This is a genomic window from Neisseria weixii (assembly GCF_042658245.1).
GTDB classification, from domain to species: Bacteria; Pseudomonadota; Gammaproteobacteria; order Burkholderiales; family Neisseriaceae; genus Neisseria; species Neisseria weixii.
Genome location: NZ_JBHSPY010000001.1, coordinates 251939 through 276456 on the forward strand (window position 1 = coordinate 251939; position 24518 = coordinate 276456).

Sequence of the window (24518 nt, forward strand, 5' to 3'; positions counted from 1 at the left end):
TATTCAGATACATCAAGGCCGTCTGAAAGCCTTATGCTGCTTTCAGACGGCCTGTAAGAAAGACTTATTTAAACCATGATTTGATTCTGCCGAATAATGAGGTGCTTTGTTTCTCGAAGCTCTCTTCGGCCACCGCCACAGCAGTGGTTTCGTCTTTGGTGACTTTGAGCGGGTTGAACGTTTGCGCCACCGGCATGATTTCAATGGCGTTGACGTTCATGTGCGCCGGACGCTGATACAGCCACAAAGCGGTGTCGGCAATGTCTTGCGGGCGGATAAACTGCACGTTTTTATATAAATCGGCTGCGCGTTCGTCATCGCCTTTAAAGCGCACATTGGAAAACTCGGTATCGCCGCACAGGCCCGGTTCGATGTTGGTGACGCGGATGTTTTTACCCGCCAAATCTGCGCGCAGATTCAGACTGAATTGGCGCACAAATGCTTTGGTCGCGCCATACACATTGCCGCCCGGATAAGGGTATGTGCCCGCAATCGAACCTAAATTCATGATGTAGCCCTGATTGCGTTCCACCATCTGCGGCAACACTTGGCGCGTGAGAAAAGTCAGGCCGACGATGTTGGTTTGAATCATGGTTTCCCAATCGCCGAAATCGGCTTTGTCGGCATTGTCCAAGCCCAAGGCCAAACCGGCATTATTAATCAAGCAGTCGATTTCGCTGAAATTTTCCGGCAGGCTGTCGAGCGCATTACGGATGGATTCGGTTTTGGACACGTCCATTTCCAGCGCGTAAAACTGGCCGCCCAATTCATCGGCCAATGCCTGTAATTTATCCAAACGGCGCGCCGCACCAATAACATGGTAGCCCGCCGCCACAAAGCTGCGGCACATCGCTTCGCCGAATCCGGCCGAAGCGCCGGTAATCAAAATCGCCATACTGTTTCCTTTCATTTTTCACACGGTTTCAGGTATGATTGCATCCTTTTATTTTTCAGACGGCCTGAGACCTTTGCAAAACCCCGGATTTGAATACAGTTCAAAGTTATAGCAGCGCAGAAAGCGCAGACATATCATCTAGATAGGCAAGCTTTCGGGCAGCGTAACGAAGAAATGTGCCAAAGATGGGGAGTTTGCAAAGGTCTCGACCTCACCGTCTTTCATCAACACAATCATACCACAAGGACACACCATGAAAATCAAAACTTCCCTGATTTTTGCGGCTACCGCTTTTGCTCTTTACGCCTGCGGCGGCGCACCTGCCGAGCCCAAAGGCCATATTTCGGAAGAACGCACCGCCGCGTTCAAATTGATGATGCCGGAATTCATGAGCATGGGCAAAATGGTGAAAGGCGAAGAAACCTACGTTGTCGAGACCTTTAAAGCCAACGCCGCCAAATTTGCCGAAAGCAGCAAAAAACCATTTGAACATTTCCAATCCGACCCGCAAGGCAATGGCGATGCGCTGCCGGCTATTTGGCAAGATGAAGCCAAATTCAAAGCCGAAGAAGAAAAATTCCATGCCGCCGTGGCCAAACTCAACCAAGCGGCTCAAGGCGGCAACTTGGAAACCATTAAAGCCGCTTACGGCGAGGTGGGCGCCAGCTGCAAATCATGTCACGATATGTACCGCAAACCGAAATAAATGGGGCTTATTGACATAATCAAGGCCGTCTGAATGTTTCAGACGGCCTGTGTTTTAGGGTTTTGATTCAATCAGGCAAATTGCCCGATGAATTCAAAACTTACAGCTTCCATTCGCTCAATTTGGCCTGGTAAGCGTCCAAATCGGTAATCGGACGGGTCGCTACACCGCTTTCCATCGCTGCTTTGGCAGTAGCAGCGGCTACGCGTGGCAACAGACGTGAATCGAATGGGGTTGGAATCAGGTAATCCGCACCGAATTCAAATTTCTTGCCGTAAGCAGCAGTGACTTCTTCGGTTACTTCTTCCATCGCCAAATCAGCCAAAGCGTATACGCAAGCCAGTTTCATTTCTTCATTGATGGTGGTTGCACCGCAATCCAATGCGCCACGGAAGATAAATGGGAAACACAATACATTATTCACTTGGTTCGGGAAGTCGGAACGTCCGGTACCGATGACCACGTCCGGGCGGGTTTCCTTCGCCAATGGCGGCATGATTTCAGGATTCGGATTCGCCATGGCAAACACGATTGGTTTGTCGTTCATGGTCAACAGCATTTCAGGAGTCAATACATTCGCGCCGGACAAACCCAAGAAGATGTCTTTGCCTTTTACGGCATCGGCCAAGTTGCGTGAGCCGTTGTCTTCTACCGCGTAGAATTTTTTCGATTCGTCCATGCGGTCTTTATCTTCACGGGTTTGGTAAATCACCCCTTTAGAGTCGCACACGGTCACGTTTTCACGTTTCAGGCCGACTGCCAACAATTGGTTCAAACACGCAATCGCAGCGGCACCTGCGCCGGAACATACCAAAGTGGATTCGCTGATGTCGCGGCCGGTGTGGCGCAAAGCGTTCAATACGGCGGCAGCGGTAATGATGGCGGTGCCGTGTTGGTCGTCGTGGAATACCGGAATTTTGCAGCGTTTGCGCAATTCTCGTTCGATGTAGAAGCACTCGGGGGCTTTAATATCTTCCAAGTTGATGCCGCCGAAAGTCGGCTCCAATGCAGCGATGATGTCGACTAATTTTTGTGGGTCTTTTTCGTCGATTTCAATATCGAATACATCCACGCCGGCGAATTTTTTAAACAATACGCCTTTGCCTTCCATCACAGGCTTACCGGCCAGTGCGCCGATGTTGCCCAAACCCAAAACGGCGGTACCGTTGGAAATCACGGCAACCAAATTGCCTTTGGCGGTGTATTTGTAAGCGGCTTGAGGGTCGGCTTCGATTTCCAAACAAGGGAATGCAACACCTGGAGAGTAGGCCAATGCCAAATCTTCCGAAGTGCTCAGAGATTTTGTCGGGGTAACGGATACTTTACCCGGAACGGGAAATTCGTGGAATTTCAGTGCTGCATCTTTTAATGTATTTTCCATTGTGCTAATCCTGTTGCAATAATTTATGCTGTGAAGAGTGTATGCCGTCTGAAAATCGGTCAGGCGGTAAGATACAAAAGCAACAAACTCGATAATTTCAAGCTGATGTAATCGGGCGTAATTCTAACATGCAACCCTGATTGGGCATACCGTTAATTTGATTATTTTTATCAGCAACAGGAAAGTATTTGATAAAAAGCAAGGAAAGCCGTCTGAAAAATGTCAATCTTGTTTTTCAGACGGCCTTTTGTTTATTTTTGAATTAAATCCCGAAATGACGGCTTAATGCGGCCTCGATATCCTGCTTGACCAACTCACGTTCGCGGTTGCTGTCGATTACAGCATAACGCTGTGGTGCGGCAGCGGCGCGGTTCAAATACGCCTCACGCACCCGCATAAAAAAATCCGCCTGCTCCTGCTCGAAACGATCTTTCTGCCGTGCTTGAGCAATACGCGCCATCGATACATCCAACGGCACATCCAGCAGCAGCGTCAAATCAGGATGCTGCCCCTGCTGTACCCACTGTTCCAAAATTTCAATATCTGCCAACGGCACCCCGCGACCGCCGCCCTGATAGGCAAACGTTGCATCGGTGAAGCGGTCGGATACCACATGGATGCCCTCATCCAGAGCCGGACGGATAACCGACTCAAGATGCTGCTGCCGCGCTACGAACATCAATAATGTTTCTGCCCGCAGGCTGACTTGGGTTTGCGGATTAAGCAACAGTTCACGCAAGGCTTCGCCCATCGCCGTACCGCCCGGCTCGCGTGTAAAAACCACCGGCAATCGGCGTTCGTCAAACCATGCCTGTATCACCGCCAAGTTGGTTGATTTTCCGGCACCGTCTATACCGTCGAGCGTAATGAATTGCGCGTTCATGGAATTCCTTAAATCTAAATAGCTTACATAATAAGCCGAGACCTTTGCAAAACCCTATCTTTGGCACATTTCTTCGTTATGCGCTGCCCGAAAGCTTGCCTGTCTAAATGATAGGTCTGCGCTTTCTGTGCCGCTATAACTGCGAACTGCACTCAACCTTAGGGTTTTGCAAAGGTCTCAGGTGTAGAAAATCCTAGCGCTGTTTACACTTTTGCTTTTTTGCTTGAAGACTCATTTTGGGATTTTCGAGTATTGTCAAGAATGCCGAAAGGCACGGCAACGCCGCATGGTTCTTGATAATGCTCAACAATCCTAAAACAATCATTTAGGCAGAAAATAAAAGCTGTTTTGCATAAAAAGTGTAAACAACCCGACAATTTCCTACACCTCAGGCCATCTGAAATTTTACAATATTATTGTATTTTCAGACGGCCTTTTTATTCATACGGGTCTTACTTTTTCAAAATATACTTGCGCACAGCGGCATTGTGTTCATCCAAAGTATGACTGAACTGGCTCAAGCCGCTACCGTCCATTTTTGACACGAAATAGAGGTATTTTTCGGTCGAAGGATGCGCGGCAGCTTCCAGTGCCGCCTTGCCCGGCAAGGCAATCGGGGTTGGCGTGAGGCCTGCGCGGGTGTAGGTGTTGTAGGGGGTATCGCGTTGCAAATCGGCTTTTCGGATGCGCCCTTGATAGGCGCTACCCATGCCGTAAATCACGGTCGGGTCGGTTTGCAGGCGCATACCGATGGCCAAGCGGTTTTTAAACACCGACGACACATGCGCACGGTCGGCCGGATGGCCGGTTTCTTTTTCAATAATGCTGGCCATAATCAGCAATTCATACGGATTTTTATACGGCAGCCCGCTCTGACGCTCGTCCCACGCGGCGCTGAGTTCGCGCTGCATGGTTTTATAGGCCAAACGGTAAATCTGAATATCGCTGCTGTCGGCATCGATTTCATAGCTGTCGGGGAAAAACTGGCCTTCAGGGTTTGAATTTAAAGCGTCGGGCGCGATTTCGGCCATCAGCTTTTCATCGCTCCATTGGGCGGTGTCGTGCTGAATGCTTTCGGTTTCATTGATGATTTTGCGCATGGTGGCAAAACGCATACCTTCTACAATTTTCACGCTCACGGTATCGGGACGGCCACTGCGTAATTTTTGCAACACATCCCACGCCGATGCTTTGGCCGGCATGCGGTAAGTGCCTGCTTTTAACTGATTGTGCATACCGGTTGCATACGCGGCCAACATCAATACATGACGGTTGTAAATCAGCCCGTCATCAGCCAATTTGCGGCTCACCGACGAAATGCCTTGGTTTTTAGCAACTTTCACGCGGTAGGTTTTACCGTTGTCTTTTGGTACGAACAACAATGCCGCTACCGCCGCCATCACGGCCAGAAAAAACACCAGCAGCCATTTCAACAATTTATTCAACATGGTAGGATGTGCCATCAAGTTTAATCGGGCGACAGTATAACCGAATGCGCTGTCTTTGCCGAAGATTTACACTTAACGCAGCATTTGTCGAATAATCGAATAAAAGTATTATATTAAAGGCCGTCTGAAACATGAATTTTGCATCTTCTTGGCAACAAGGGCGCTGGTCGGCTGCCCGCCAAGCCTATTCGCCCAATTTTGAAGCCCGCCCTGCCAGTGAAAAAATCTCTCTGGTGGTACTGCACAATATTTCCCTGCCTCCGTTTGAATACGGCAACGGCGCAGTAGAAAAGCTGTTTACCAACCAAATCCAACCGCAGCAACATCCGTTTTTCAGCGTGATTCACGCTTTGCGGGTATCCAGTCACTTTTTCATCACCCGCGAAGGCGAAGCGGTGCAATTTGTTTCCTGCGACGACATGGCTTACCATGCCGGCGTGTCGTCATTCCAAAGGCATGAAAAATGCAATCTGTTTTCCATCGGCATAGAAATGGAAGGCTGCGATTTCGAGCCTTTTGCCGAAGCGCAATACCAAACCTTGCACCATCTGTTAAACGCATTACAAGCGCAATACCCCATCACAGCCATTACCGGCCATCAGGATATCGCCCCCGGCCGCAAAACCGACCCCGGCCATTTTTTCGACTGGCCACGCTTAATCAAAGCAGGTTTTCCGGTAGAGCGTTGACTTTTTCAGACGGCCTGAAGCAAAGTTGCCGCCGGTTTTATGCTTAATGCTGTCAGAACAGTTAAATTTCGTTATAATCCGAACATTACCGTGATGTCCCGATTGCGGTTCGAATCCGGCATTGCGCCACTCCAGAAATTTCTTTCCCCAAGAGTGCCCACCATGATTATTATCGTTTTAGGCCTGGCCATTATTTTGGCCGTGATTGCCTACAATATGTATCAAGAAAACCAATACCGCAAACAAGTGCGCGAGCAATTCGGCCATTCCGATAAAGATGCACTGCTGGCCAGCAAAACCAGCCATGTGCGCGACGGCAAAGAATCCGGCGGCCACGGTTTGTTGTTGAAAAAGCAAAAAAAAGCCGAAGACGCTGCTTTGCGCAACCTGCAAGAGCAAGATGAAATTTATGCCGCCAAAGCCAAATTGGCGAAACCCTCAGCCATCAAAACCGACATCGAGCTCGCGATGGAGGACGATTTCACTGACGAGCCGGTTCATCACACGGTGATTGGTCTAAACAATGAAATCAACACCCAAACCACTTCTGCCACACAACACGGCAATTTGGTGAACTTGGATGAATTGGTACAAGTTGAGCTGCCTTGGTTCGACCCGCGCTTTGACTATCTGGCCTATATTGCTTTGAATGAAGCGCAAGAATTGCATGCCCTGCCGCGCTTGTCTAACCGACACCGTTTCCAAATCATCGGTTGTACCATGGACGACCGCTTCCAAGTGGCCGAGCCGATTCCGGGCGTGTATTACCAAGGCTTTGTGATGGGCCTGCAAGCCGTCAGCCGCAATGGCTTGGCTTTGCCGGAAGAATTGGGCCAATTCAACCAACAAGTTGCTGCCTTTGCCCAATTGGTAGGTGGCCACGTACGCTACACCGATTTGCCGGCTTTTGTCGAAGTTGCCCAAGCACTCGACAGCTTCTGCGAACGTGTCGACCAAACCATTGCCATCCATTTGGTATCACGCTCCAGCATCAGCGGCTTGGAATTGCGCTCGGCTGTTGAAGGCGTGGGTTTCAATTTGGCTGAAGACGGCACGTTCCATTACCCTGATGAAAACGGCAATCCGATGTTTGTCTTGGCATCGCTCGACAATTCACCGTTTACCGGCGCCTTGCTGAACAACCAAGCCTACCGTGGCTTCAGCATGCTGTTCGACATTCCGCACATTCCGGCCGGTGAAAAAACCTTCGACCTGTTTATGGACTTGGCGGTTAAACTGTCCGGCCAGTTGAGCTTGGACTTGGTTAACGACAAAATGGAAGAAGTGTCTACCCCTTGGCTGAAAGACGTGCGCAATTATGTATTGGCGCGCCAGGAAGAAATGCTGAAAGTGGGCATCAAGCCCGGCAGCAAACAATCGCTGCGTTTGTTCTCATAAAGCTATTTCCCCAAAAAAAGCGGATACGTATCACAGCGTATCCGCTTTTTTCAGGTAAAATCCATCTATCTATTTTATGTTTTTTTCATACGGCCTGTTTTACCATCATTCAAAGGCCGTCTGAACATTTTCAACCATGAACGCAACCGAACAAAAAATCAAAAACCTGACCACCCTACTCAACCGCTACGCCTACGAATACTACACACTCGATGCGCCGACGGTGCCCGATGCCGAATATGACCGCCTGTTCCGCGAACTGGAAGCCTTGGAAGCGGCACACCCTGATTTGAAACAGCCCGACAGCCCGACCCAGCGTGTCGGCGGCGCGGCTTTGGATGGTTTTGCCAGCGTGCGCCATACCGTGCCAATGTTATCGCTGAACAATGCTTTTTCACCACAAAACGAAGAAGGCGTGTTCGACCATAAGGAAATGTATGCTTTTGATGAACGCGTGCGCGGAGGTTTAAACGGTACGGCGGTTGAATATGTCATTGAACCCAAATTCGACGGCTTAGCCATCAGTCTGCTGTATCGAAACGGCGTACTGGTGCAAGCCGCTACACGCGGTGATGGCGCAAACGGCGAAGATGTCACGCAAAATGTGAAAACCATCGCCAATATTCCCTTGCGCTTACACGGCGATAATGTGCCGAAACTGATTGAAGTGCGCGGCGAAGTGTTGATGCTCAAAGCCGATTTTGCCGCACTCAACCAACGTCAGACCGAGCAAAACCAAAAAACGTTTGCCAATCCGCGTAATGCCGCCGCAGGCAGCTTACGCCAACTCGATTCCAAAATCACCGCCCAACGCAAACTGCACTTTTTCGCCTACGGCATCGCGCAACAGGAAGGCGGCTTCGTTTCGCAAGAACACATTCAAGAATTGGCTTACTTGAGCGAACTCGGCTTCAGCCTTCCCTACGGCCAATTCGGCTGTTTCCCGAATATCAGCGAAGTATTGGCTTTTTACGAACAAATGCAGCAAAAACGCTCTTCCCTGCCGTATGAAATCGACGGCATGGTGGTCAAGGTCAACAGTTTGGCGCAACAAGAAACGCTGGGCTTCATTTCACGTGCGCCGCGCTGGGCGATTGCGCACAAATTCCCTGCCGAAGAAGCTTTGACCGTGGTGGAAGCGATTGATGTGCAAGTCGGCCGCACCGGCGCCGTCACACCGGTAGCGCGTCTGCAGCCGGTGTTTGTCGGCGGCGTAACCGTCACCAATGCCACCTTGCACAACGAAGGCGAAGCGCAGCGCAAAGACGTGCGCATCGGCGACACGGTGATTGTGCGTCGCGCGGGTGATGTGATTCCCGAAGTGGTACGCGTGGTGTTCGACCGCCGGCCGATGCAAACCATTGAAACACAAAATCATCTTTCAGACAGCCGGCAAGATGATTTGTTTGCCACGCCGTCTGAAAACACATCTACTGCCACCGAACCGCTCTACCCACAATACCGCCTACCCGAACATTGCCCGATTTGCGGCAGCGACATCGAGCGTGAAGAAGGCGAAGCCGTGGCACGTTGCAGCGGAGGCATGCTGTGTCAGGCGCAGCGGGCGCAAGGCTTGATTCACTTTGCTTCGCGCAAAACCATGGACATCGACGGCCTCGGCCAACGCCAAATCGAGCAACTGGTGGCGCAGGATTTGGTGCGACATTTTGCCGATTTATACCGTCTGGACATCGCCACCTTGCAAAAAATGAAAGAAAACGCCGAGCAAGCGGAAACGCAAACTAATACAGAAGATATGCCGTCTGAAACCCCTTTAATATTTTCAGACGGCCTCAAAAGCAGTAAAAAAGCATCGCCAACCAAGTGGGCACAAAATATTCTAGACGGTATCGAAGCCAGCAAACAGCCTGATTTGGCACGTTTCCTATTCGCACTGGGCATCCGCCATGTTGGCGAACGCACAGCCAAATCATTGGCACAGGCATTTGGCGATTTAGAAAAAGTCCGCCACGCGCCCGAGCCTGTTTTAGCTTGTTTGCCCGACATCGGCAGCGTGGTCGCGCATTCGATTGCCCGCTTTTTCGCCCAACCCGAGCAGCAAAACATGATTGACGAATTACTGGCCGTCGGTGTTGCGCCGCAAACGCAAACCACCAGCCTGCCGCTGGCTCAATACGTTACCCCCGAACGCTGGATTAACCGTCTGCCCGGTTTCAAAATCAGCGAAAAAAAAGCTGCCGCGCTATGGGATTTGGCCGGAAAAAGCGCGGACGGCCTAATCCTCGATAAAGCCCTACCCGCAGAATGGCAGCAATGGCGCAGTATTCCGGCCAATTTGTCGCTTTTAACAGTCATGCGGCAATTTTTACAACATATGCCGTCTGAAACCGATACAATAACGGAATCCCGCCCAAGCGGCCTGTCCGGCAAAACATTCGTCCTGACCGGCACACTGCCGACACTGAAACGCGACAAAGCACAAGCCATGATTGAAGCCGCCGGCGGCAAAGTCTCCGGCAGCGTGTCGAAAAAAACCGATTTCGTGGTTGCGGGCGAAGCGGCTGGCAGCAAGCTGGAAAAAGCCCATGCCTTAGGTGTGGCCGTTATCAGCGAAGCCGAATTGCTGACTTGGTTCAACCCGTAAAAAAAATGAATTTTTAGATATTGTCGGGTCAAACAGCCGAGACCCGAAATTTTAAACTGTGGAGACATCATGAAACCGATTAAAAAAGCCGTTTTCCCCGTTGCCGGTATGGGCACACGTTTTTTGCCCGCCACCAAAGCCAGTCCGAAAGAAATGCTGCCGATTGTCGATAAGCCTTTGATTCAATACGCGGTGGAAGAAGCCGTTGCCGCAGGCTGCACCGAAATGGTGTTTATTACCGGCCGCAAAAAACGCAGCATTGAAGACCATTTCGACAAAGCCTACGAGCTGGAAAACGAATTGGAGCAGCGCAACAAAGAAAAACTGCTGGCGCATGTTAAAGACATTCTGCCGCCTGAAATCACTTGTCTGTATATCCGCCAAGCCGAAGCCTTGGGCTTGGGTCATGCCGTGTTGTGCGCCCGTGCCGCCGTTGGAGAAGAGCCGTTTGCCGTAATTCTGGCCGACGACCTGATTGACGCACCGCAAGGCGCATTGAAACAGATGGTCGATATTTACAACCGAAGCGGCAACAGCGTATTAGGCGTTGAGACCGTCGATCCGTCGCAAACCGGTTCATACGGCATTGTCGAAGTGGAACAGCTCAAAAGCTTCCAGCGCATCACCAATATTGTGGAAAAACCAAAACCGGAAGAAGCCCCTTCCAACTTAGCCGTGGTTGGCCGCTACATTCTGACCCCGCGCATTTTTGATTTACTGACCAATCTCCCACGCGGTGCAGGCAATGAAATCCAACTTACCGACGCCATCGCCCGCCTGCTGGATCACGAATTCGTGTTGGCACACGCTTTTGAAGGCAAACGCTACGACTGCGGCAGTAAATTAGGTTATCTGGAGGCCACTTTGGCTTATGGTCTGAAGCACCCCGAAACCGCAAAAGACTTTGCCGAATTGTTGAAGCAATACGTTAAATAATCCGCTTAAAAGCAACAGGCCGTCTGAAAAATGATTTTCAGACGGCCTGTTTTATGCCAACACTTATTTCTTCCAATACGCGGGTGTAAACAGAATCAACACCGTGAAAATTTCCAAGCGCCCCAACAGCATCACGATCGTACACAACCACTTTTGCACATCATTCAAGCTGGCATAATTATGGGCCGGCCCGACTTCGCCCAAACCCGGACCCGCATTGGTGATACAGGCAATTACCGCCGTGAACGCGGAAACAAAATCCAAGCCGGTGACCATCATTAAGAAGCTGAACAAAACCACGGTCATAAAATACACAAAAATAAACGACATCACCGTCAGAGCCATACGCTCGGAAATGCTGCGGTTGTTGACCTTCACTGTGCGTACCGCACGCGGATGCAGCAGAATCATCATTTCGCGCAAGCTGAATTTGAACAGCACCAAACCACGCACGTTTTTAATACCGCCGCCCATCGAGCCGGAACATGCCAATACGTTAGACAAGAAAAACATCCATAGCGAAATCAGCAGCGGCCACTTAGCAAAATCGGTATTGGAAAAGCCGCTAGCCAAACCAATCGACATAAAGTTAAAGCTGACAAAGCGAAACGCATCAGCCAACGACGGATAAAATTCTTTGTGCCACAAATACAGGCTGGCCATGATGATGCTGCAGGTCATCACCAGTAATAGCACACGGCATTCTTCATCTTTCCAATACACTTTTAACGAACGCCCGCCCAGCGCAGCAAAGTGGCTGGCAAAATTAATGCCGCCGAACAAGGTGAAAAACATAATCGTCCATTCGATTTTCATCGAATTGAAATAAGCGATGCTGTCATCGTGTGTCGAAAACCCGCCCAAAGCCACCGACGACATCGCATGGCAAAGGGCATCAAACCAACTCATCCCCGCCCAATGCAAGGAAAAAAATGCCGCTACCGTGGTTAAAAGATAAGCGCCCCACAACTTTTTGGCAACTTGCGAAATCCGCGGCGCCATCTTGCTTTCTTTATCCAAACCCGGAATTTCCGCCTTGAAAAGCTGCGTACCACCAACCCCCAACATAGGCAAAATCGCCACCGCCAACACGATAATACCCATACCGCCCAACCAGTTGAGCATGTGCCGCCAAAAATTGACCGACGGCGCCAAGGTATCCAAGCTGGTGATGACCGTTGCCCCCGTAGTGGTTAAACCCGACATTGCCTCAAAAAACGCATCGGTAAAACTCATGTGTGGCACATATAAATAAATCGGCACCGCCGCCACCACCGCAAACGCCAGCCACAGCATAATCACCAGCGTAAAACCGTCGCGCGGGCGCAACTCACGGTTATAGCGTAGCGTCAGCAGCCAGATGGTGCAGGAAGAAAACGTTGTCACCAGCGCGGTGCGTGCAAATGCCGGGAACGCACTGTCGAGAAAAAAATACGACATCAGCGTCGGCACCATCAGCAACAGCGAAAACAACACGCCGAGCTTAGACAGCACATGAATAATCGGTATGACTTTATACATATCAATCTTTTAAGCACAAGCCGTCCGAATACGGCCTGCAGAAACAATTCAAAAATTTCAGACGGCCTTGCTATTGATAAGGCCGTCTGAAAGCGTATTTTATCAAATTCTCTACAAATGGATATGGATATTTCCAGCCTACGCCGTCTGAAATGATAATAAATCTCAAAGTAAAACAGATGATTAGGCTTGATGCTGGAATTTTGGCCGATCACAAACTTGTCTTTTAGAAAAATAGGTATATAATGTTATACTATAACGTTTTTCTAGTAAGCTTATGAAACCCGATATTCACCCCGATAATTACCGCACCGTTTTATTCTACGACAGCGGTACCAACGAAGGCTGGCTCATCAGTTCATGCGCCAATACCCACGGTAAAACCATGGTTTGGAAAGACGGTAACGAATACCCATTATTTTCTTTGGATACGTCTTCCGCTTCCCACCCTATTTATACCGGAAAACAGCGCAACGTAACGACCGAAGGTCGCGCCAGCAAGTTCCATCAACGTTTCCAATCGATGATGGGTTCTTTAAGAAAGGATAAATAATGCAGGTTTTATCTTCCCTGAAAACAGCTAAGAAACGCCACAGCGACTGCCAAATCGTACGCCGTAAAGGTAAAATGTATGTGATTTGCAAAAGCAACCCGCGTTTTAAAGCACGTCAACGTTAACCTTTTTGCTGTGATTTTTTATGTAACTCTCTCTGGCTATTGAGATTTGGCCGCACCATTTCCTATCGGTGCGGCATTTTTTTTTATTTTTCATGAGTGCCATTCAAATAATGACAAGGCCATCTGAATATTTCAGACGGCCTTGATGCTAGGCTGTTGGAAATAGCCAACCGATCTGTCAGACAGCCTCAGTCAATGCGGCAATAGTCGACCGATAAAATCTCAATTTCTTCACCACCTTCCGGCCCATAAAGCACCACTTCATCGCCTTCGCGTGCTTTAATCAGACAACGTGCCAAGGGAGAAACCCACGAAATTTTGTTTTTTGCGGCATCAATTTCATCAACACCAACGATTTTCACGGTTTGTTCACTGCCATCGCCACGCAATAACCCGACTGTAGCACCGAAAAATATTTGATCCGTCGCTTCACGTGCTTCCGGATCGACCACTACCGCCGCTTCCAAACGTTTGGTTAGGAAACGGATGCGGCGGTCGATTTCACGCATGCGGCGTTTGCCGTAAAGGTAATCGCCGTTTTCACTGCGGTCACCGTTGCTCGCTGCCCAGTTGACGATTTGTACGATTTCGGGGCGCTCTTTGTTGACGAGGTGATAAAGCTCGTCTTTTAACGCCTGCCAGCCGGCGGGTGTGATGTAATTTTTGATTTCTGCTGTCATGATGAATCCTTTGTGGGCTTTATTGCCACGAAATCAAAAGGCCAAGACCTCTGTAAAACTCCTTGAAAAGCCAGTGCACAACAAACCGAAGTCATTACCGCGTAGGCAGGAATGTATTTTTACAACGATAAACGATTGAATAAAATATTTATATTAAACAATAAGATACATTAAAACTTACGAAGAAATGACGGCTATTTGGAGTATGTTGGTGGTTTATGGGGTTTTGCAAAGCTCTAAGCCGTCTGAAAACTTTTTTAGTTTTCAGACGGCCTTTTCTTCCTAACTTATTCTTCGTCGCTGCTGCTGATGGTAATGCTGTGTTCCATTTTGCTTGGCATGACTTTCAAGCCGCCGCAACCGGTTTTACCTTCCGATAAACGCTGCAAATAGGCTTCATCGATGTCACCGGTCAGATAAATGCCGTTAAAGCAAGAAGAATCAAAGCCTTCGATTTTCGGATTTAAGGCTTTGACGACGGCTTCCAAGTCGTTCAAATCTTGAAATACGATGCCGTCGGCACTAATTTCCTGTGCGATTTCAACCGGTGTGCGGCCATTGGCAATCAGTTCTTCACGCGTCGGCATGTCGATGCCGTACACATTCGGGAAGCGTACTTCCGGCGCGGCAGATGCAATATAGACTTTGCGTGCCCCCGAAGCACGAACCATTTCAACGATTTCACGGCTGGTGGTGCCGCGCACGATGGAGTCATCCACCAACAACACACTTTTGCCTTTGAATTCGGTTTCCATCGGGCTCAATTTTTGGCGAACGGATTTTTTGCGCGTCGCCTGCCCCGGCATAATAAAGGTGCGGCCGATGTAGCGGTTTTTAATCAAGCCTTCGCGGTAAGGTTTGTTCAAGTGCATGGCCAATTCCATCGCGCTCGGGCGGCTGGTATCGGGAATCGGCATAATTACGTCGATGTCGTCAACCGGCAATTCGCGCTTGATTTTTTCTGCCAGCGACACACCCATATCCAAACGCGCCTGATACACAGATACTTCGTCAATCACCGAGTCCGGACGGGCAAAATAAACGTATTCAAACAAACATGGTTTCAGTTGTGATGCGCTGCATTGGCGTGAGAAAAACTGGCCGTCGAAGCTGATGAACACCGCCTCACCCGGCTCAATATCGCGTTCCAAATCGTATTCCAAAGCATTGAAGGCCACCGATTCGGAAGCCACGGCATAGGACTTGAAGCCGTTTTCATCGGTTTTCGACCCCAACACCAGCGGACGGATACCGTACGGATCGCGGAAAGCCACCATACCGTAACCGGCAATCATCGCCACCACACCATACGCACCACGCACCAATTCATGTACGGCTTTAACGGCGGTAAATACATTGTCGGTGCTCAACACTTTATCGCTATTTTTCGAGACTTCATGGCGCAGCTCATGCGCAAACACATTCAACAGCACTTCCGAATCGGAGCTGGTATTAATGTGGCGCAGGTGCTTGTGGCACACGTTTTCATACAATTCGGCGGTATTGGTCAAATTACCGTTGTGCGCCAACACGATGCCGAAAGGCGAGCTGACGTAAAACGGCTGCGCTTCGGCGCTGCTGCCTGCGTTGCCTGCTGTCGGGTAACGCACATGTGCAATGCCGGAATGGCCGATTAAATCGCGCATATTGCGGGTGCGGAACACTTCGCGCACCATGCCTTTGCCTTTGTGCATGTGGAACATGCTGCCTTCCGCCGTCACAATGCCCGCCGCATCCTGACCGCGATGCTGCAGCATTTGTAAACCGTCATACAAAAGCTGATTGACCGGTTCGTTACTCACCAACCCTAATACACCACACATTTGTGTTCTCCGAATAAAAGAATTAACCCAATGAAATAAAATAAGATTAAACCGGTTTCAGACGGCCTGTATCAAAAAGGCCGTCTGAAACCGGTTGTGTTATGAAGGAATGCCCGTATCGTTTAATCTGTTGCCAATCGTCGGCAAATAAGGCATCACCACATCATGCGCCAAGGTTTCGAAATAAGGAATGCTGCGTGAGACTTGCCAGCCTTCCGTTTCCGGTAAATCGGTGTAGGAGCAAACCATCACCGCCAAGGTCACCAGCAGCACGCCTTTGGCTGCGCCGAATACACCGCCGAGCAAGCGGTTGACACTACCCAACCCAATGGCTGACACACCGGCGGTCAGCAACGAGCGCAGGAAGCGCTGCACCAGCCATGCCGCAAGAAACAGCATGATAAAGGACAATGCTACACCCAAGGCTTGCGGTTCGAAAGATTTAAAAGCAATGTCAGCGAACGGTACAGCAAACCACTTGGCAATCAAAAACGCCACAATCCAAGTAATCAGCGAGCTGATTTCGGCAATCACACCACGTATGAGCGACATGATAATACATGCCGCAATCACGCCGAAAACCAACAAATCCGCCAAAGGAATATTACTCATTCACAATCTGTCCTGCGATGCCGTTTTTAGAACGCAATTTTTCCAAATCTTTCGCAGCTTCTTGGCGACTCTTATATGAGTTTGATTTCACACGGTAAACCACGCCTTTGTCGGTTTTGATTTCGCTGACGGTGGCATTGATACCGGCAGCTTTCATTTTGCGTTGCAGGCTTTGTGCGCGTTCTTTATCGGAATAACCGGCCTGAATGGCGGCTTTTTGACCTTTGGAACCATTATCGGCTGCTTTTTCGGTCGGCTTAGGCTTAGCCGGTTCCGCTTTTTTAGCGGCAGCTTTTTTCTCGGTTTCTTTAGATTTGGCCGCAGCTGCTTTTTTGTCGGCTTCTACTTTGGCTTTGGCCGCAGCTGCTTTTTTCTCTTCAGCTTGTTTGGCTTTACGCTCGGCAGCGTCTTTTTCTGCCTGCTTGCGTTCGGCTTCTGCGCTCCGCTCTGATTTTTCAGCTTTGGCTGCCGCAACGCGTTTCTTAGCTGCTTCTTTTTCTGCCGCTAAACGCTTCTCTTCGGCACGTTTGGCCGCACGCTGCTCTTCCAAACGTTGGTGACGTGCTTCGGCTTTCTGCTCTTCCGCTGCACGCTTTTCTTCTTCGGCCTTGCGAATGCGCTCCGACTCCTCCAAACCTTTGATATCGCTGTCAACCAATTTATCGTTAATCAACACCAATGGCGCACCGATATCTTGCGGCGGTGTAGCGGCAGCAGGTCTCAACACTTCCACCGGTTGCTCAGGCTCACTGCTCTGTGCGGCTGCTTGCTCTTGTGCGGCCGCTTGTGCTTCTTCCTTATTACTCGGCTCCAATACGGTGGCATTGGCGGCATCACCTTGCGCATCATTTTGCGCCACCGCGGCCGTTGGTACGGCTGTTTTTTCTTCGTCGTCGCTGCCTGTACTCAATACGGAAGCCAACAGAATACCGGCAACCACAACCAATCCTGACGTCATCACCAAGCGGCGGCGGTTACGGCGCTTGAGCTGCTCATAACCGGTTAAAACTTCTTTTTGCTTATCGTCAGACATGAAATTTCCTATTTACAACGTCGCCATCACATCGGCAACAGTATGAAACGAACCGAAAACGACAATTCTATCATTTTCAGAAGCTTTCGCCAAAGCTGCTTGGTAAGCGCTTTGAACATGGTCGAATACTTTGATTTTATCGATGCCGTGCCCCACCAGTTTGTCTTGCAAAGCATCAATCGTCATGCCGCGCGGCATATCCAAGGGCGCGATATACCATTCGTCAAACTGGTCTTTCACTATATCCAACACGCCGTCGATATCTTTATCGGCCAACATGCTGAACACGGCAATGCGGTTTTGCGCAAACGCCAGATTAATCAGGCTGAGGCGCAAGGCTCGGGCGGCATGCGGATTGTGGCCGACATCCAAAATGGTGAGCGGACGCCCCGGCAACACTTGGAAGCGTCCCGGATTTTCCACCAGCAGCAAGCCGCGCTTAATCGCACCGATATCAATCGGCAGCTTGTCGGCCAAACATTCCAACACCGTCAGCGCCACGGCGGCATTGCCGGTTTGGTACGCACCGCGCAAAGCTGGGAACGGCAAAGCATTGCGGCGTTTGGGTAAGAGGCCGTCTGAAACTTTCGGATGGAACTGATAATTCCATTGTACATTTTCCAAGGTGTTGAAATCAAAATCTTCTTTAACCAACAGCAAATGCGCGCCGATTTTTTCAGCGTGTTGGCGCAACGATTCCGGCGGCGGATTCTGACCGCAAATCGCCGGTTTGCCACTGCGGAACACACCCGCTTTTTCAAAACCCACCTGCTCGACCGTATCCCCCAAAAATGCCTGATGGTCCAAATCCACGCTGGTGACCACGGCGCAATCGGCATCAAACACGTTTACCGCGTCCAAACGCCCGCCCAAGCCGACTTCCAACACCATCACATCCACTTCGGCGCGTATGAAAATATCCACCGCGGCCAAAGTGTTGAATTCAAAATAAGTCAGCGAAACATCACCGCGCGCCGCTTCAATACGCTCAAACGCCTCCACGATGGTTGCATCGCCAACCGGTTCGGCATTCACGGCAATGCGTTCGTTAAAACGCAAAATATGCGGGCTGGTCAGCGTGCCGACTTTAAAACCGGCCTGCTTGTAAATTTGCGATAAATAGGCACACACCGAACCCTTGCCGTTGGTGCCCGCCGCCACCACCACAGGACATTGCGGCGTCAAGCCCATGCGGTTTTTCACTTCGCCCACACGTTCCAAGCCCATGTCGATGAGCCCGGTGCTGTGGGCGGTTTCTAAATAAGAGAGCCAGTCTTGCAGTGTTTTCATTATTTTTCAGGTAATTATTATTCAAGGCCGTCTGAAACAGACAGCATTTTATGATGCTCAATGCACATCAGATTTTTTGTTTAAACGGATTTTGCTCCGCCTGACACCAACGCGCCCATACGCGTAAACGGCGATGCGCTTCCTTATCCAGCATATCAGGCAACACCAATTGCCAAATAGTGCGGCTGCCGGTGTGCCATTGCAGAAAGAGCACATGACGTGTCACCAACGAGGCGCCACCCAATACCGCTTCAAAAGCGGTCTGCTCGCGCCCGATAAAAATGGCAGCCTGCTGCAAACGGTTTACCGCAATCTGCTTTACCGTTTGATGGCCTCTTAAATCGGCATGATACCAAGCGAAAACCGAGCTTAGCGCCAGACCAAACAAACCCAGCCCAAACATCGCGCCGTAAAACCACACCGCACACATCACCGCTGCCAGTAAGTGTAAAGCCAACACCATGATTTTCAGGCTGCGCGAAGGTTTCAAGGCCGTCTGAAATGCACGCATGGCTTACATCATATTATCGAACACGGGGCTGACATTTAAATCCGCGTCTTCCATGTCCAAAACCATGTCATGGATTTCAATTTCAAAAAATTCCCAAAACGCCTTCAAACTCATATCTTGCGGCCATTTGGCTTTATCCACGTCCCAACCGGCGATTTCTGCTTCAAAAATCTGCTGGTAACGCTCGTCAAAATACGAAATCACCGCTTCCGGTTCATCAAATTCCGGCACCAGAAATATCGAGCAATTGATGCGGATTTGCTCCACCGTCAAATCCGGCATATTTTCATCCGCCGATTTCAGCCATTCCAAAAAACGCGCGGTCGGTTTCAACACCACGGCGGTGCGGTCAACAAAATACATGATTATCCTTTGGTTTCCATTGTATTTCTCATGCCGTCTGAACGCTTTTCAGACGGCCTATCACATTGATTAATGCGTCATCACCTGCTGTAAAAACTGCTTGGCGCGCTCGTGTTTCGGATTGGTAAAAAATTCTTCCGGCGTGGCTTCTTCGATGATTTGGCCGTGATCGACAAAAATCACACGGTCGGCCACTTCGCGGGCAAAACCCATCTCATGCGTCACGCACATCATGGTCATGCCGCTCATCGCCAAGTCTTTCATCACGCGCAAGACTTCGCCGACCATTTCCGGATCCAGCGCGGAAGTCGGTTCGTCAAACAGCATCACGCGCGGCTCCATCGCCAAGCCGCGGGCAATTGCCACACGCTGTTGCTGACCGCCGGACAATTGGCTCGGCAGGGCATCTTTTTTGTGCGCCAAACCCACGCGCTCCAGCAATTCCATCGCCTTGGCTTCGGCTTGGGCACGGCTCTGCCCTTTTACTTTCATCGGCGACAAAACAATATTTTCCAACACGCTCAAATGCGGATAGAGATTGAAACTTTGAAACACAAAGCCCACTTCTTCGCGTACTTTGTTTAGATTGGTTTTCGGATCGGCCACATTTATACCGTCCACCCAGATTTCACCGCTCTCGATGCTTTCAAGTTGGTTGACGGTACGGATCAAGGTCGATTTACCGCTGCCCGACGGGCCGCAAACCACCACCACTTCACCTTGCTTGACTTCCAGATTCACACCGTTAATCACGTGCAAATCTTTAAAGTGTTTGTGTACGTTTTTGAATTTAATCATGTTTTACTTTCAGACGGCCTTATTCACCAAATAATTGCTCAAGGCGACATATTTTTCCGGCGCGATGTGTTCGGCACGGTCTTGCGGGTTGATGCCCACGGCCTGCAAATCTTCATCGGCGGCAATGTCTTTCAGATTATTGCGTATGGTTTTGCGGCGCTGGGCAAACGCCTGTTTGACCAGTTTGGCAAAATATCCGAAATCATCGGTCTTGCCGATGCGGTGTTTCGCCGGAATCATGCGCACCACGGCAGAGTCGACTTTCGGTACCGGGTCGAACGACTTAGGCGGCACGTCAATCAGGGATTCCATCTCGAAAAAATATTGCAGCATCACGCCCAAGCGGCCGTAGTCGTTGGTTTTCGGTTGAGCCACCATACGCTCGACCACTTCTTTTTGCAGCATAAAGTGCATATCAATCACGTCATCGGCTACTTCGGCCAATTTAAACAGCAGCGGCGTGGAAATATTATAAGGCAGGTTGCCCACGATTTTCTTTTTGCCCGCAATACTGTTGAAATCAAATTGCAGCACATCGCCTTCGTGTATCACCAATTTTTCGGCAAACGGCAGCGTTTTCAAGCGCTTGACAATATCACGGTCGATTTCGCAAACGTGCAGTCGGTTGAGTTTTTTCGCCAGCGGCTCGGTAATCGCGGCCAAACCCGGGCCGATTTCGATAACGATATCATCGGCTTCGGGGCGAACGGCATTGACAATATCGCTGATGATGCGCGTGTCTTGCAAAAAGTTTTGCCCAAAGCGTTTGCGGGCTTTGTGTTCTTTCATACGGCGTCTTTAATTCGGGGATTTTTCAAGAACGTATTGTAACTGAAAATATACGCCGGTTGAGAAAATGCCCTCTGAAAACGGAATTTTTTTGCGGCACATTCAGACGGCCTATGTTTTTTTCGGAAACGGCGGCACAGCCAAACCGAATTGCGCCAAAAGTTCGATTGTTTCAAATACAGGCAGCCCCATTACGCCGGTAAAACTGCCGTGCAAATGCGTGACAAACACGCCGCCCAAACCTTGAATACCATACGCACCGGCCTTATCCATCGGTTCGCCGCTGGCAATATACGCCGCGATTTCCGCCGCACTCATGGCTTTAAAGGCCACATCGCTCTGTTGCAGCAGCGTGCGCGTTTTACCCTGCCAATACACGCTTACGGCAGTATAGACCTGATGTGTGTTAGCGGATAATTGCGCCAACATTTCCGCCGCATGCTCTTCGTTTTCGGGTTTACCCAAAATTTGGTTTTGATAGGCGACGGTGGTGTCGGCGGTGAGAATCGGGAATTCGGGTGGTTCGTTATGCGTGACGCGCCATTGCGCTACTGCACCGGCATTTTTCTCACGAGCCAATCTTTGAACATAATCAGCCGCTTTTTCTTGCGGATACGGTGTTTCGTCTATTTCGGCATACAAACGCTGCACCGTATAGCCTAAATTTTCTAAAATTTCGCGGCGGCGCGGGCTGCCGGAAGCGAGATAAATGTGGTTCAAAATATTTCCTTTTTTATTTGTATTCAGCCTAAAATATTACAAATACCAAAAATCGAATTATAGTTAATGGCATAGCAATTAATAAATAATCAAATAACATTTAATAAAATTAACTTTTTTATGATTTAAATTACAAAAAAACTGATACAGAAAAAAATTGTCCACTAAAACAGTAGGCAGACTGAAGCCTACTTTTTTCTTTATCTTTACTAGGAGTTAACTATGAAAACATTATCTATGAATCAATTGCATCAAATTTCAGGTGGTTTTGACTTTTAAAAAACCATCGTATCAGATGTATGCGGTTATACAGGCATTGGTGCCGGCGCTTTGGCAGGAGGTTTCACAGGTGCTGCCTTAGGTGCAATCGGAGGCCCCGGCGGCATGGTAGTAGGTGCCAAGGTGGATATGGCTGTCGGCAGGTATTTGGGACAGAAGTTAGGCCACCTGCAGCCGAACGCTCATTCGGCTATTAAGCCATCGTTTAATAATTCCGCACCTGCCAAACATATTTGGCCGGGTACGGATTCTCATCAATGCTTCAAAAGGATTATGATGATGCCCATGAAAAATTTTTGGGAAAATTATAAAAAGAATTTCTCATTATTAATAAAGTTTATGAAAAAACATTGGAAAGCATTAGCCATTATCTATGTTTTATGCGGTTTTGCCGTATACACAGTTAATTTTATTTTAAGTTTTTACCTTATAGCTCCTACCATCTTGGAAATAGTCATTTTATCCCTGATTTCGTTGTCGTCATTTTTATACTCTTGCTGACCGAGTTTTTCTTTATGAAATATATTAAGAAAAAGAACCGATAGCTTGATTTTTTATTAAATCAACATTATTTTTAGACAACTTTAGATATTTACTTGTATTCCTGTGCGAGATTAATATAATTTACAGCCGATTGCACTAAAAACGCTTTTTCTTCATCGGTTAAAGGGCGCACCTGCTTGACAGGTGAGCCAAGATACAGAAAACCGCTTTGTAGGCGTTTGCCCGGCGGCACCACACTGCCTGCGCCGACCATCACGTCATCGTCAATCACCGTATCGTCCAAAACAATCGCACCCGTGCCCACCAACACGCGGTTGCCGATGGTGCAGCCGTGCAGAATCACTTTATGGCCGATGGTTACGTCTTCACCGACAATTAAAGGCGAACCTTCCGGCTTCTGCAAACGCGCGCCGGTAACGTGCAACACACTGCCGTCTTGAATATTGGTACGTGCGCCAATCCGTATATGATTTACATCCCCACGCATCACCACCAGCGGCCATACGCTGACCTGCTCGGCAAGACTGATTTGGCCGATTACCACGGCGGTATCGTCGATAAAACAAGTTCCGTGAATATCGGGGGTATGGTAGGTATAAGGTCGAATCGGCATGGCGTATTCTTTTTTTAGTTAGTAGAAAGGGATTTATAACATAATCAAGGCCGTCTGAAAAAGCGGTAATTTTTTCAGACGGCCTTGGATTGCATGATTTTTGTCAAGCTCCGACAAAGCCGCCTGAAAATCACCTCATCTATGTTCAGACGGCCTCATTCTGGGTAAACTGTTCTTTTATTTCATAAAGCCCGCTATTCTACAAGGAAAGCCCATGCCCAACCGCCTGACCCAATTGCTCGGCTGCCGCTTGCCCGTCATTCAGGCACCGATGGCCGGCGTGCAAAACAGTCGCCTGACTATTGCTGCCTGCCGTGCCGGTGCGCTCGGTTCGCTGCCTGCCGCCATGCTCTCGCCCGAGCAATTGCATGCCGAAATCTTGGCAATCCGCGCTGCCGTCGATGCGCCGTTTAATGTCAATTTTTTTGCACACCGCCAACCTGAAACCGATACCGACAAAATGCAACAATGGCTTGCCAAGCTGGCACCTTATTATCGCGAACTCGGTATCGATGCCGACAATATTGCGCAAGGTAACGGAAGACAGCCTTTCGGTGCGGCACAAGCGGAAATTATTGCCGAACTCAAACCTGCAGTAGTCAGCTTCCATTTCGGCTTACCGGAAGCAGGTTTGCTTCAGCAGGTGAAACAAAGCGGCACAAAAATCCTGGCTTCCGCCACAACGGTTGACGAAGCACGCTGGTTGGCAGAAAAAGGGGTTGATGCGGTGATTGCGCAAGGCTTGGAAGCAGGCGGGCACCGATCGATGTTCCGCAGCCAAGTGCATGAGCAAGTCGGTACTTTTGCACTGTTGCCGCAAATCCGTGCGGCGCTAAATGTACCGGTGATTGCGGCAGGCGGCATCAGCAATGCTGCCACCGCACACGCCGCGCAAACATTGGGCGCAGACGGCATTCAAATCGGCACGGCTTTATTGCTGGCCGATGAAGCCGACACCAGCCCCCTGCACCGCACTGCTTTGCAAAACCCGTGCGCGCAAACCACTGCTTTAACCAATCTATTCTCCGGCGGCTTGGCGCGCGGCATCGTCAACCGCTTTATGCGTGAAAACGGCTGCATTCACCCTGATGTCCCTCCGTTCCCACTTGCCCAAAACGTATCCGCACCATTACGCAGCGCCGCTGAAAAACAAGGCAGCGATGAATTTTCGCCCTTGTGGGCTGGACAAAATGCACCGCTTGCCCGCAGCGGCAGCGCAGCGGACATTATTATGGAAACCGCAAGCGGGTTTATGGCATAGCTTGAAAGAATTTATTCTGTTTTAGGGTCTGTTGACAATTGACCGGCGAAGCGGTTTTTTGAGGCAAAACCCGTGTATGCAAGGCAAAAAGCGCAGCAAAGT

Annotated in this window: 25 protein-coding genes; 9 read left to right on the forward strand and 16 right to left on the reverse strand. The window is 49.6% G+C overall.

The window, feature by feature from the left end; translation table 11 throughout:
* Window positions 1-64 precede the first annotated feature (64 nt).
* Window positions 65-895 (reverse strand): SDR family oxidoreductase, encoded by an 831-nt coding sequence (locus ACFPVS_RS01380; protein WP_096294791.1) that lies wholly within the window; start codon window positions 893-895, stop codon window positions 65-67.
* A 253-nt stretch (window positions 896-1148) separates the two neighbouring features.
* Between ACFPVS_RS01380 and ACFPVS_RS01385 the strand changes: the two genes are divergently transcribed.
* The gene (locus tag ACFPVS_RS01385) at window positions 1149-1601 is read left to right on the forward strand and encodes a c-type cytochrome (RefSeq protein WP_096294790.1); all 453 of its coding nucleotides are present in this window, start codon (window positions 1149-1151) and stop codon (window positions 1599-1601) included.
* Window positions 1602-1701: 100 nt separating this feature from the next.
* On the opposite strand, the gene ACFPVS_RS01390 is transcribed toward ACFPVS_RS01385, so the two are convergent.
* The 3 genes from ACFPVS_RS01390 to mltG form a co-directional block, all read right to left on the reverse strand.
* Window positions 1702-2982, reverse strand: coding sequence for a malic enzyme-like NAD(P)-binding protein (locus ACFPVS_RS01390; protein WP_123803776.1), 1281 nt, complete (start codon window positions 2980-2982; stop codon window positions 1702-1704).
* Window positions 2983-3244: 262 nt separating this feature from the next.
* A complete protein-coding gene (gene tmk, locus ACFPVS_RS01395; RefSeq protein ID WP_096294789.1) occupies window positions 3245-3865 on the reverse strand; it encodes a dTMP kinase in 621 nt (206 codons plus the stop codon).
* Between the two features lie 452 nt (window positions 3866-4317).
* Complete coding sequence (mltG, locus tag ACFPVS_RS01400) at window positions 4318-5313, reverse strand: endolytic transglycosylase MltG (protein ID WP_378595201.1); 996 nt, start codon at window positions 5311-5313, stop codon at window positions 4318-4320.
* Window positions 5314-5444: 131 nt separating this feature from the next.
* On the opposite strand from mltG, the gene ampD reads away from it, so the two are divergent.
* The 4 genes from ampD to galU all read left to right on the forward strand — a co-directional run bounded on the left by ampD (window position 5445) and on the right by galU (window position 10941).
* Window positions 5445-6002, forward strand: coding sequence for a 1,6-anhydro-N-acetylmuramyl-L-alanine amidase AmpD (gene ampD / locus ACFPVS_RS01405; protein ID WP_096294788.1), 558 nt, complete (start codon window positions 5445-5447; stop codon window positions 6000-6002).
* A gap of 162 nt (window positions 6003-6164) precedes the next feature.
* Window positions 6165-7400 carry a cell division protein ZipA C-terminal FtsZ-binding domain-containing protein gene (locus ACFPVS_RS01410; protein WP_096294787.1) on the forward strand — a complete coding sequence of 412 codons (1236 nt, stop codon included), beginning with the start codon at window positions 6165-6167 and terminating at the stop codon, window positions 7398-7400.
* A 136-nt stretch (window positions 7401-7536) separates the two neighbouring features.
* Window positions 7537-10005: an NAD-dependent DNA ligase LigA gene (gene ligA, locus ACFPVS_RS01415; protein WP_123803779.1), complete on the forward strand. Its 2469-nt coding sequence runs from the start codon at window positions 7537-7539 to the stop codon at window positions 10003-10005.
* A 69-nt stretch (window positions 10006-10074) separates the two neighbouring features.
* Window positions 10075-10941 carry a UTP--glucose-1-phosphate uridylyltransferase GalU gene (galU, locus tag ACFPVS_RS01420; RefSeq protein ID WP_096294786.1) on the forward strand — a complete coding sequence of 289 codons (867 nt, stop codon included), beginning with the start codon at window positions 10075-10077 and terminating at the stop codon, window positions 10939-10941.
* A gap of 63 nt (window positions 10942-11004) precedes the next feature.
* On the opposite strand, the gene ACFPVS_RS01425 is transcribed toward galU, so the two are convergent.
* Window positions 11005-12462 carry a TrkH family potassium uptake protein gene (locus tag ACFPVS_RS01425; protein WP_123803780.1) on the reverse strand — a complete coding sequence of 486 codons (1458 nt, stop codon included), beginning with the start codon at window positions 12460-12462 and terminating at the stop codon, window positions 11005-11007.
* 277 nt (window positions 12463-12739) lie between these two features.
* Here ACFPVS_RS01425 and ACFPVS_RS01430 point away from each other — a divergent pair, with 277 nt between their 5' ends.
* Entirely contained in the window at window positions 12740-13015 is a 276-nt protein-coding gene (locus ACFPVS_RS01430; RefSeq protein ID WP_096294785.1) for a type B 50S ribosomal protein L31, read from the forward strand.
* Complete coding sequence (gene ykgO, locus ACFPVS_RS01435; RefSeq protein ID WP_096294784.1) at window positions 13015-13140, forward strand: type B 50S ribosomal protein L36; 126 nt, start codon at window positions 13015-13017, stop codon at window positions 13138-13140. Before ACFPVS_RS01430 ends, ykgO begins: the two co-directional genes overlap by 1 nt.
* A 188-nt stretch (window positions 13141-13328) precedes the next feature.
* Here the strand turns inward: ykgO and greB are convergent, their stop codons facing one another.
* From greB to ACFPVS_RS01485, 10 genes are all read right to left on the reverse strand, one after another.
* Complete coding sequence (greB, locus tag ACFPVS_RS01440) at window positions 13329-13820, reverse strand: transcription elongation factor GreB (protein WP_096294783.1); 492 nt, start codon at window positions 13818-13820, stop codon at window positions 13329-13331.
* Between the two features lie 287 nt (window positions 13821-14107).
* Window positions 14108-15643, reverse strand: coding sequence for an amidophosphoribosyltransferase (gene purF, locus ACFPVS_RS01445; protein WP_096294782.1), 1536 nt, complete (start codon window positions 15641-15643; stop codon window positions 14108-14110).
* Window positions 15644-15742: 99 nt separating this feature from the next.
* Window positions 15743-16255, reverse strand: a complete 513-nt coding sequence (locus tag ACFPVS_RS01450) for a CvpA family protein (RefSeq protein WP_096294781.1) — start codon at window positions 16253-16255, stop codon at window positions 15743-15745.
* Window positions 16248-17288 carry a cell division protein FtsN gene (gene ftsN / locus ACFPVS_RS01455; RefSeq protein WP_096294780.1) on the reverse strand — a complete coding sequence of 347 codons (1041 nt, stop codon included), beginning with the start codon at window positions 17286-17288 and terminating at the stop codon, window positions 16248-16250. Before ftsN ends, ACFPVS_RS01450 begins: the two co-directional genes overlap by 8 nt.
* A gap of 12 nt (window positions 17289-17300) precedes the next feature.
* A complete protein-coding gene (gene folC / locus ACFPVS_RS01460; RefSeq protein WP_378595207.1) occupies window positions 17301-18578 on the reverse strand; it encodes a bifunctional tetrahydrofolate synthase/dihydrofolate synthase in 1278 nt (425 codons plus the stop codon).
* A 67-nt stretch (window positions 18579-18645) separates the two neighbouring features.
* Window positions 18646-19089: a protein YgfX gene (locus tag ACFPVS_RS01465; RefSeq protein ID WP_096294779.1), complete on the reverse strand. Its 444-nt coding sequence runs from the start codon at window positions 19087-19089 to the stop codon at window positions 18646-18648.
* 3 nt (window positions 19090-19092) lie between these two features.
* The gene (locus ACFPVS_RS01470) at window positions 19093-19452 is read right to left on the reverse strand and encodes a hypothetical protein (protein ID WP_096294778.1); all 360 of its coding nucleotides are present in this window, start codon (window positions 19450-19452) and stop codon (window positions 19093-19095) included.
* Window positions 19453-19521: 69 nt separating this feature from the next.
* Window positions 19522-20250 (reverse strand): amino acid ABC transporter ATP-binding protein, encoded by a 729-nt coding sequence (locus ACFPVS_RS01475; RefSeq protein WP_096294777.1) that lies wholly within the window; start codon window positions 20248-20250, stop codon window positions 19522-19524.
* Between the two features lie 9 nt (window positions 20251-20259).
* Window positions 20260-21039, reverse strand: a complete 780-nt coding sequence (gene rsmA, locus ACFPVS_RS01480) for a 16S rRNA (adenine(1518)-N(6)/adenine(1519)-N(6))-dimethyltransferase RsmA (RefSeq protein WP_096294776.1) — start codon at window positions 21037-21039, stop codon at window positions 20260-20262.
* Window positions 21040-21150: 111 nt separating this feature from the next.
* The gene (locus tag ACFPVS_RS01485; protein WP_096294775.1) at window positions 21151-21759 is read right to left on the reverse strand and encodes a Maf family protein; all 609 of its coding nucleotides are present in this window, start codon (window positions 21757-21759) and stop codon (window positions 21151-21153) included.
* Window positions 21760-22089: 330 nt separating this feature from the next.
* Between ACFPVS_RS01485 and ACFPVS_RS01490 the strand changes: the two genes are divergently transcribed.
* Window positions 22090-22539: a hypothetical protein gene (locus tag ACFPVS_RS01490; RefSeq protein ID WP_096294774.1), complete on the forward strand. Its 450-nt coding sequence runs from the start codon at window positions 22090-22092 to the stop codon at window positions 22537-22539.
* Window positions 22540-22630: 91 nt separating this feature from the next.
* Here the strand turns inward: ACFPVS_RS01490 and ACFPVS_RS01495 are convergent, their stop codons facing one another.
* The gene (locus ACFPVS_RS01495; protein WP_096294773.1) at window positions 22631-23155 is read right to left on the reverse strand and encodes a gamma carbonic anhydrase family protein; all 525 of its coding nucleotides are present in this window, start codon (window positions 23153-23155) and stop codon (window positions 22631-22633) included.
* Window positions 23156-23369: 214 nt separating this feature from the next.
* Here ACFPVS_RS01495 and ACFPVS_RS01500 point away from each other — a divergent pair, with 214 nt between their 5' ends.
* Window positions 23370-24416: an NAD(P)H-dependent flavin oxidoreductase gene (locus ACFPVS_RS01500; RefSeq protein WP_096294772.1), complete on the forward strand. Its 1047-nt coding sequence runs from the start codon at window positions 23370-23372 to the stop codon at window positions 24414-24416.
* Window positions 24417-24518 lie beyond the last annotated feature (102 nt).

Coding starts and splice junctions, on each gene's coding strand:
- ACFPVS_RS01380 (WP_096294791.1), bottom strand. CDS start 895: ATGGCGATTTTGATTACCGGCGCTTCGGCCGGATTCGGCGAAGCGATG.
- ACFPVS_RS01385 (WP_096294790.1), top strand. CDS start 1,149: ATGAAAATCAAAACTTCCCTGATTTTTGCGGCTACCGCTTTTGCTCTT.
- ACFPVS_RS01390 (WP_123803776.1), bottom strand. CDS start 2,982: ATGGAAAATACATTAAAAGATGCAGCACTGAAATTCCACGAATTTCCC.
- tmk (WP_096294789.1), bottom strand. CDS start 3,865: ATGAACGCGCAATTCATTACGCTCGACGGTATAGACGGTGCCGGAAAA.
- mltG (WP_378595201.1), bottom strand. CDS start 5,313: ATGTTGAATAAATTGTTGAAATGGCTGCTGGTGTTTTTTCTGGCCGTG.
- ampD (WP_096294788.1), top strand. CDS start 5,445: ATGAATTTTGCATCTTCTTGGCAACAAGGGCGCTGGTCGGCTGCCCGC.
- ACFPVS_RS01410 (WP_096294787.1), top strand. CDS start 6,165: ATGATTATTATCGTTTTAGGCCTGGCCATTATTTTGGCCGTGATTGCC.
- ligA (WP_123803779.1), top strand. CDS start 7,537: ATGAACGCAACCGAACAAAAAATCAAAAACCTGACCACCCTACTCAAC.
- galU (WP_096294786.1), top strand. CDS start 10,075: ATGAAACCGATTAAAAAAGCCGTTTTCCCCGTTGCCGGTATGGGCACA.
- ACFPVS_RS01425 (WP_123803780.1), bottom strand. CDS start 12,462: ATGTATAAAGTCATACCGATTATTCATGTGCTGTCTAAGCTCGGCGTG.
- ACFPVS_RS01430 (WP_096294785.1), top strand. CDS start 12,740: ATGAAACCCGATATTCACCCCGATAATTACCGCACCGTTTTATTCTAC.
- ykgO (WP_096294784.1), top strand. CDS start 13,015: ATGCAGGTTTTATCTTCCCTGAAAACAGCTAAGAAACGCCACAGCGAC.
- greB (WP_096294783.1), bottom strand. CDS start 13,820: ATGACAGCAGAAATCAAAAATTACATCACACCCGCCGGCTGGCAGGCG.
- purF (WP_096294782.1), bottom strand. CDS start 15,643: ATGTGTGGTGTATTAGGGTTGGTGAGTAACGAACCGGTCAATCAGCTT.
- ACFPVS_RS01450 (WP_096294781.1), bottom strand. CDS start 16,255: ATGAGTAATATTCCTTTGGCGGATTTGTTGGTTTTCGGCGTGATTGCG.
- ftsN (WP_096294780.1), bottom strand. CDS start 17,288: ATGTCTGACGATAAGCAAAAAGAAGTTTTAACCGGTTATGAGCAGCTC.
- folC (WP_378595207.1), bottom strand. CDS start 18,578: ATGAAAACACTGCAAGACTGGCTCTCTTATTTAGAAACCGCCCACAGC.
- ACFPVS_RS01465 (WP_096294779.1), bottom strand. CDS start 19,089: ATGCGTGCATTTCAGACGGCCTTGAAACCTTCGCGCAGCCTGAAAATC.
- ACFPVS_RS01470 (WP_096294778.1), bottom strand. CDS start 19,452: ATGTATTTTGTTGACCGCACCGCCGTGGTGTTGAAACCGACCGCGCGT.
- ACFPVS_RS01475 (WP_096294777.1), bottom strand. CDS start 20,250: ATGATTAAATTCAAAAACGTACACAAACACTTTAAAGATTTGCACGTG.
- rsmA (WP_096294776.1), bottom strand. CDS start 21,039: ATGAAAGAACACAAAGCCCGCAAACGCTTTGGGCAAAACTTTTTGCAA.
- ACFPVS_RS01495 (WP_096294773.1), bottom strand. CDS start 23,155: ATGCCGATTCGACCTTATACCTACCATACCCCCGATATTCACGGAACT.
- ACFPVS_RS01500 (WP_096294772.1), top strand. CDS start 23,370: ATGCCCAACCGCCTGACCCAATTGCTCGGCTGCCGCTTGCCCGTCATT.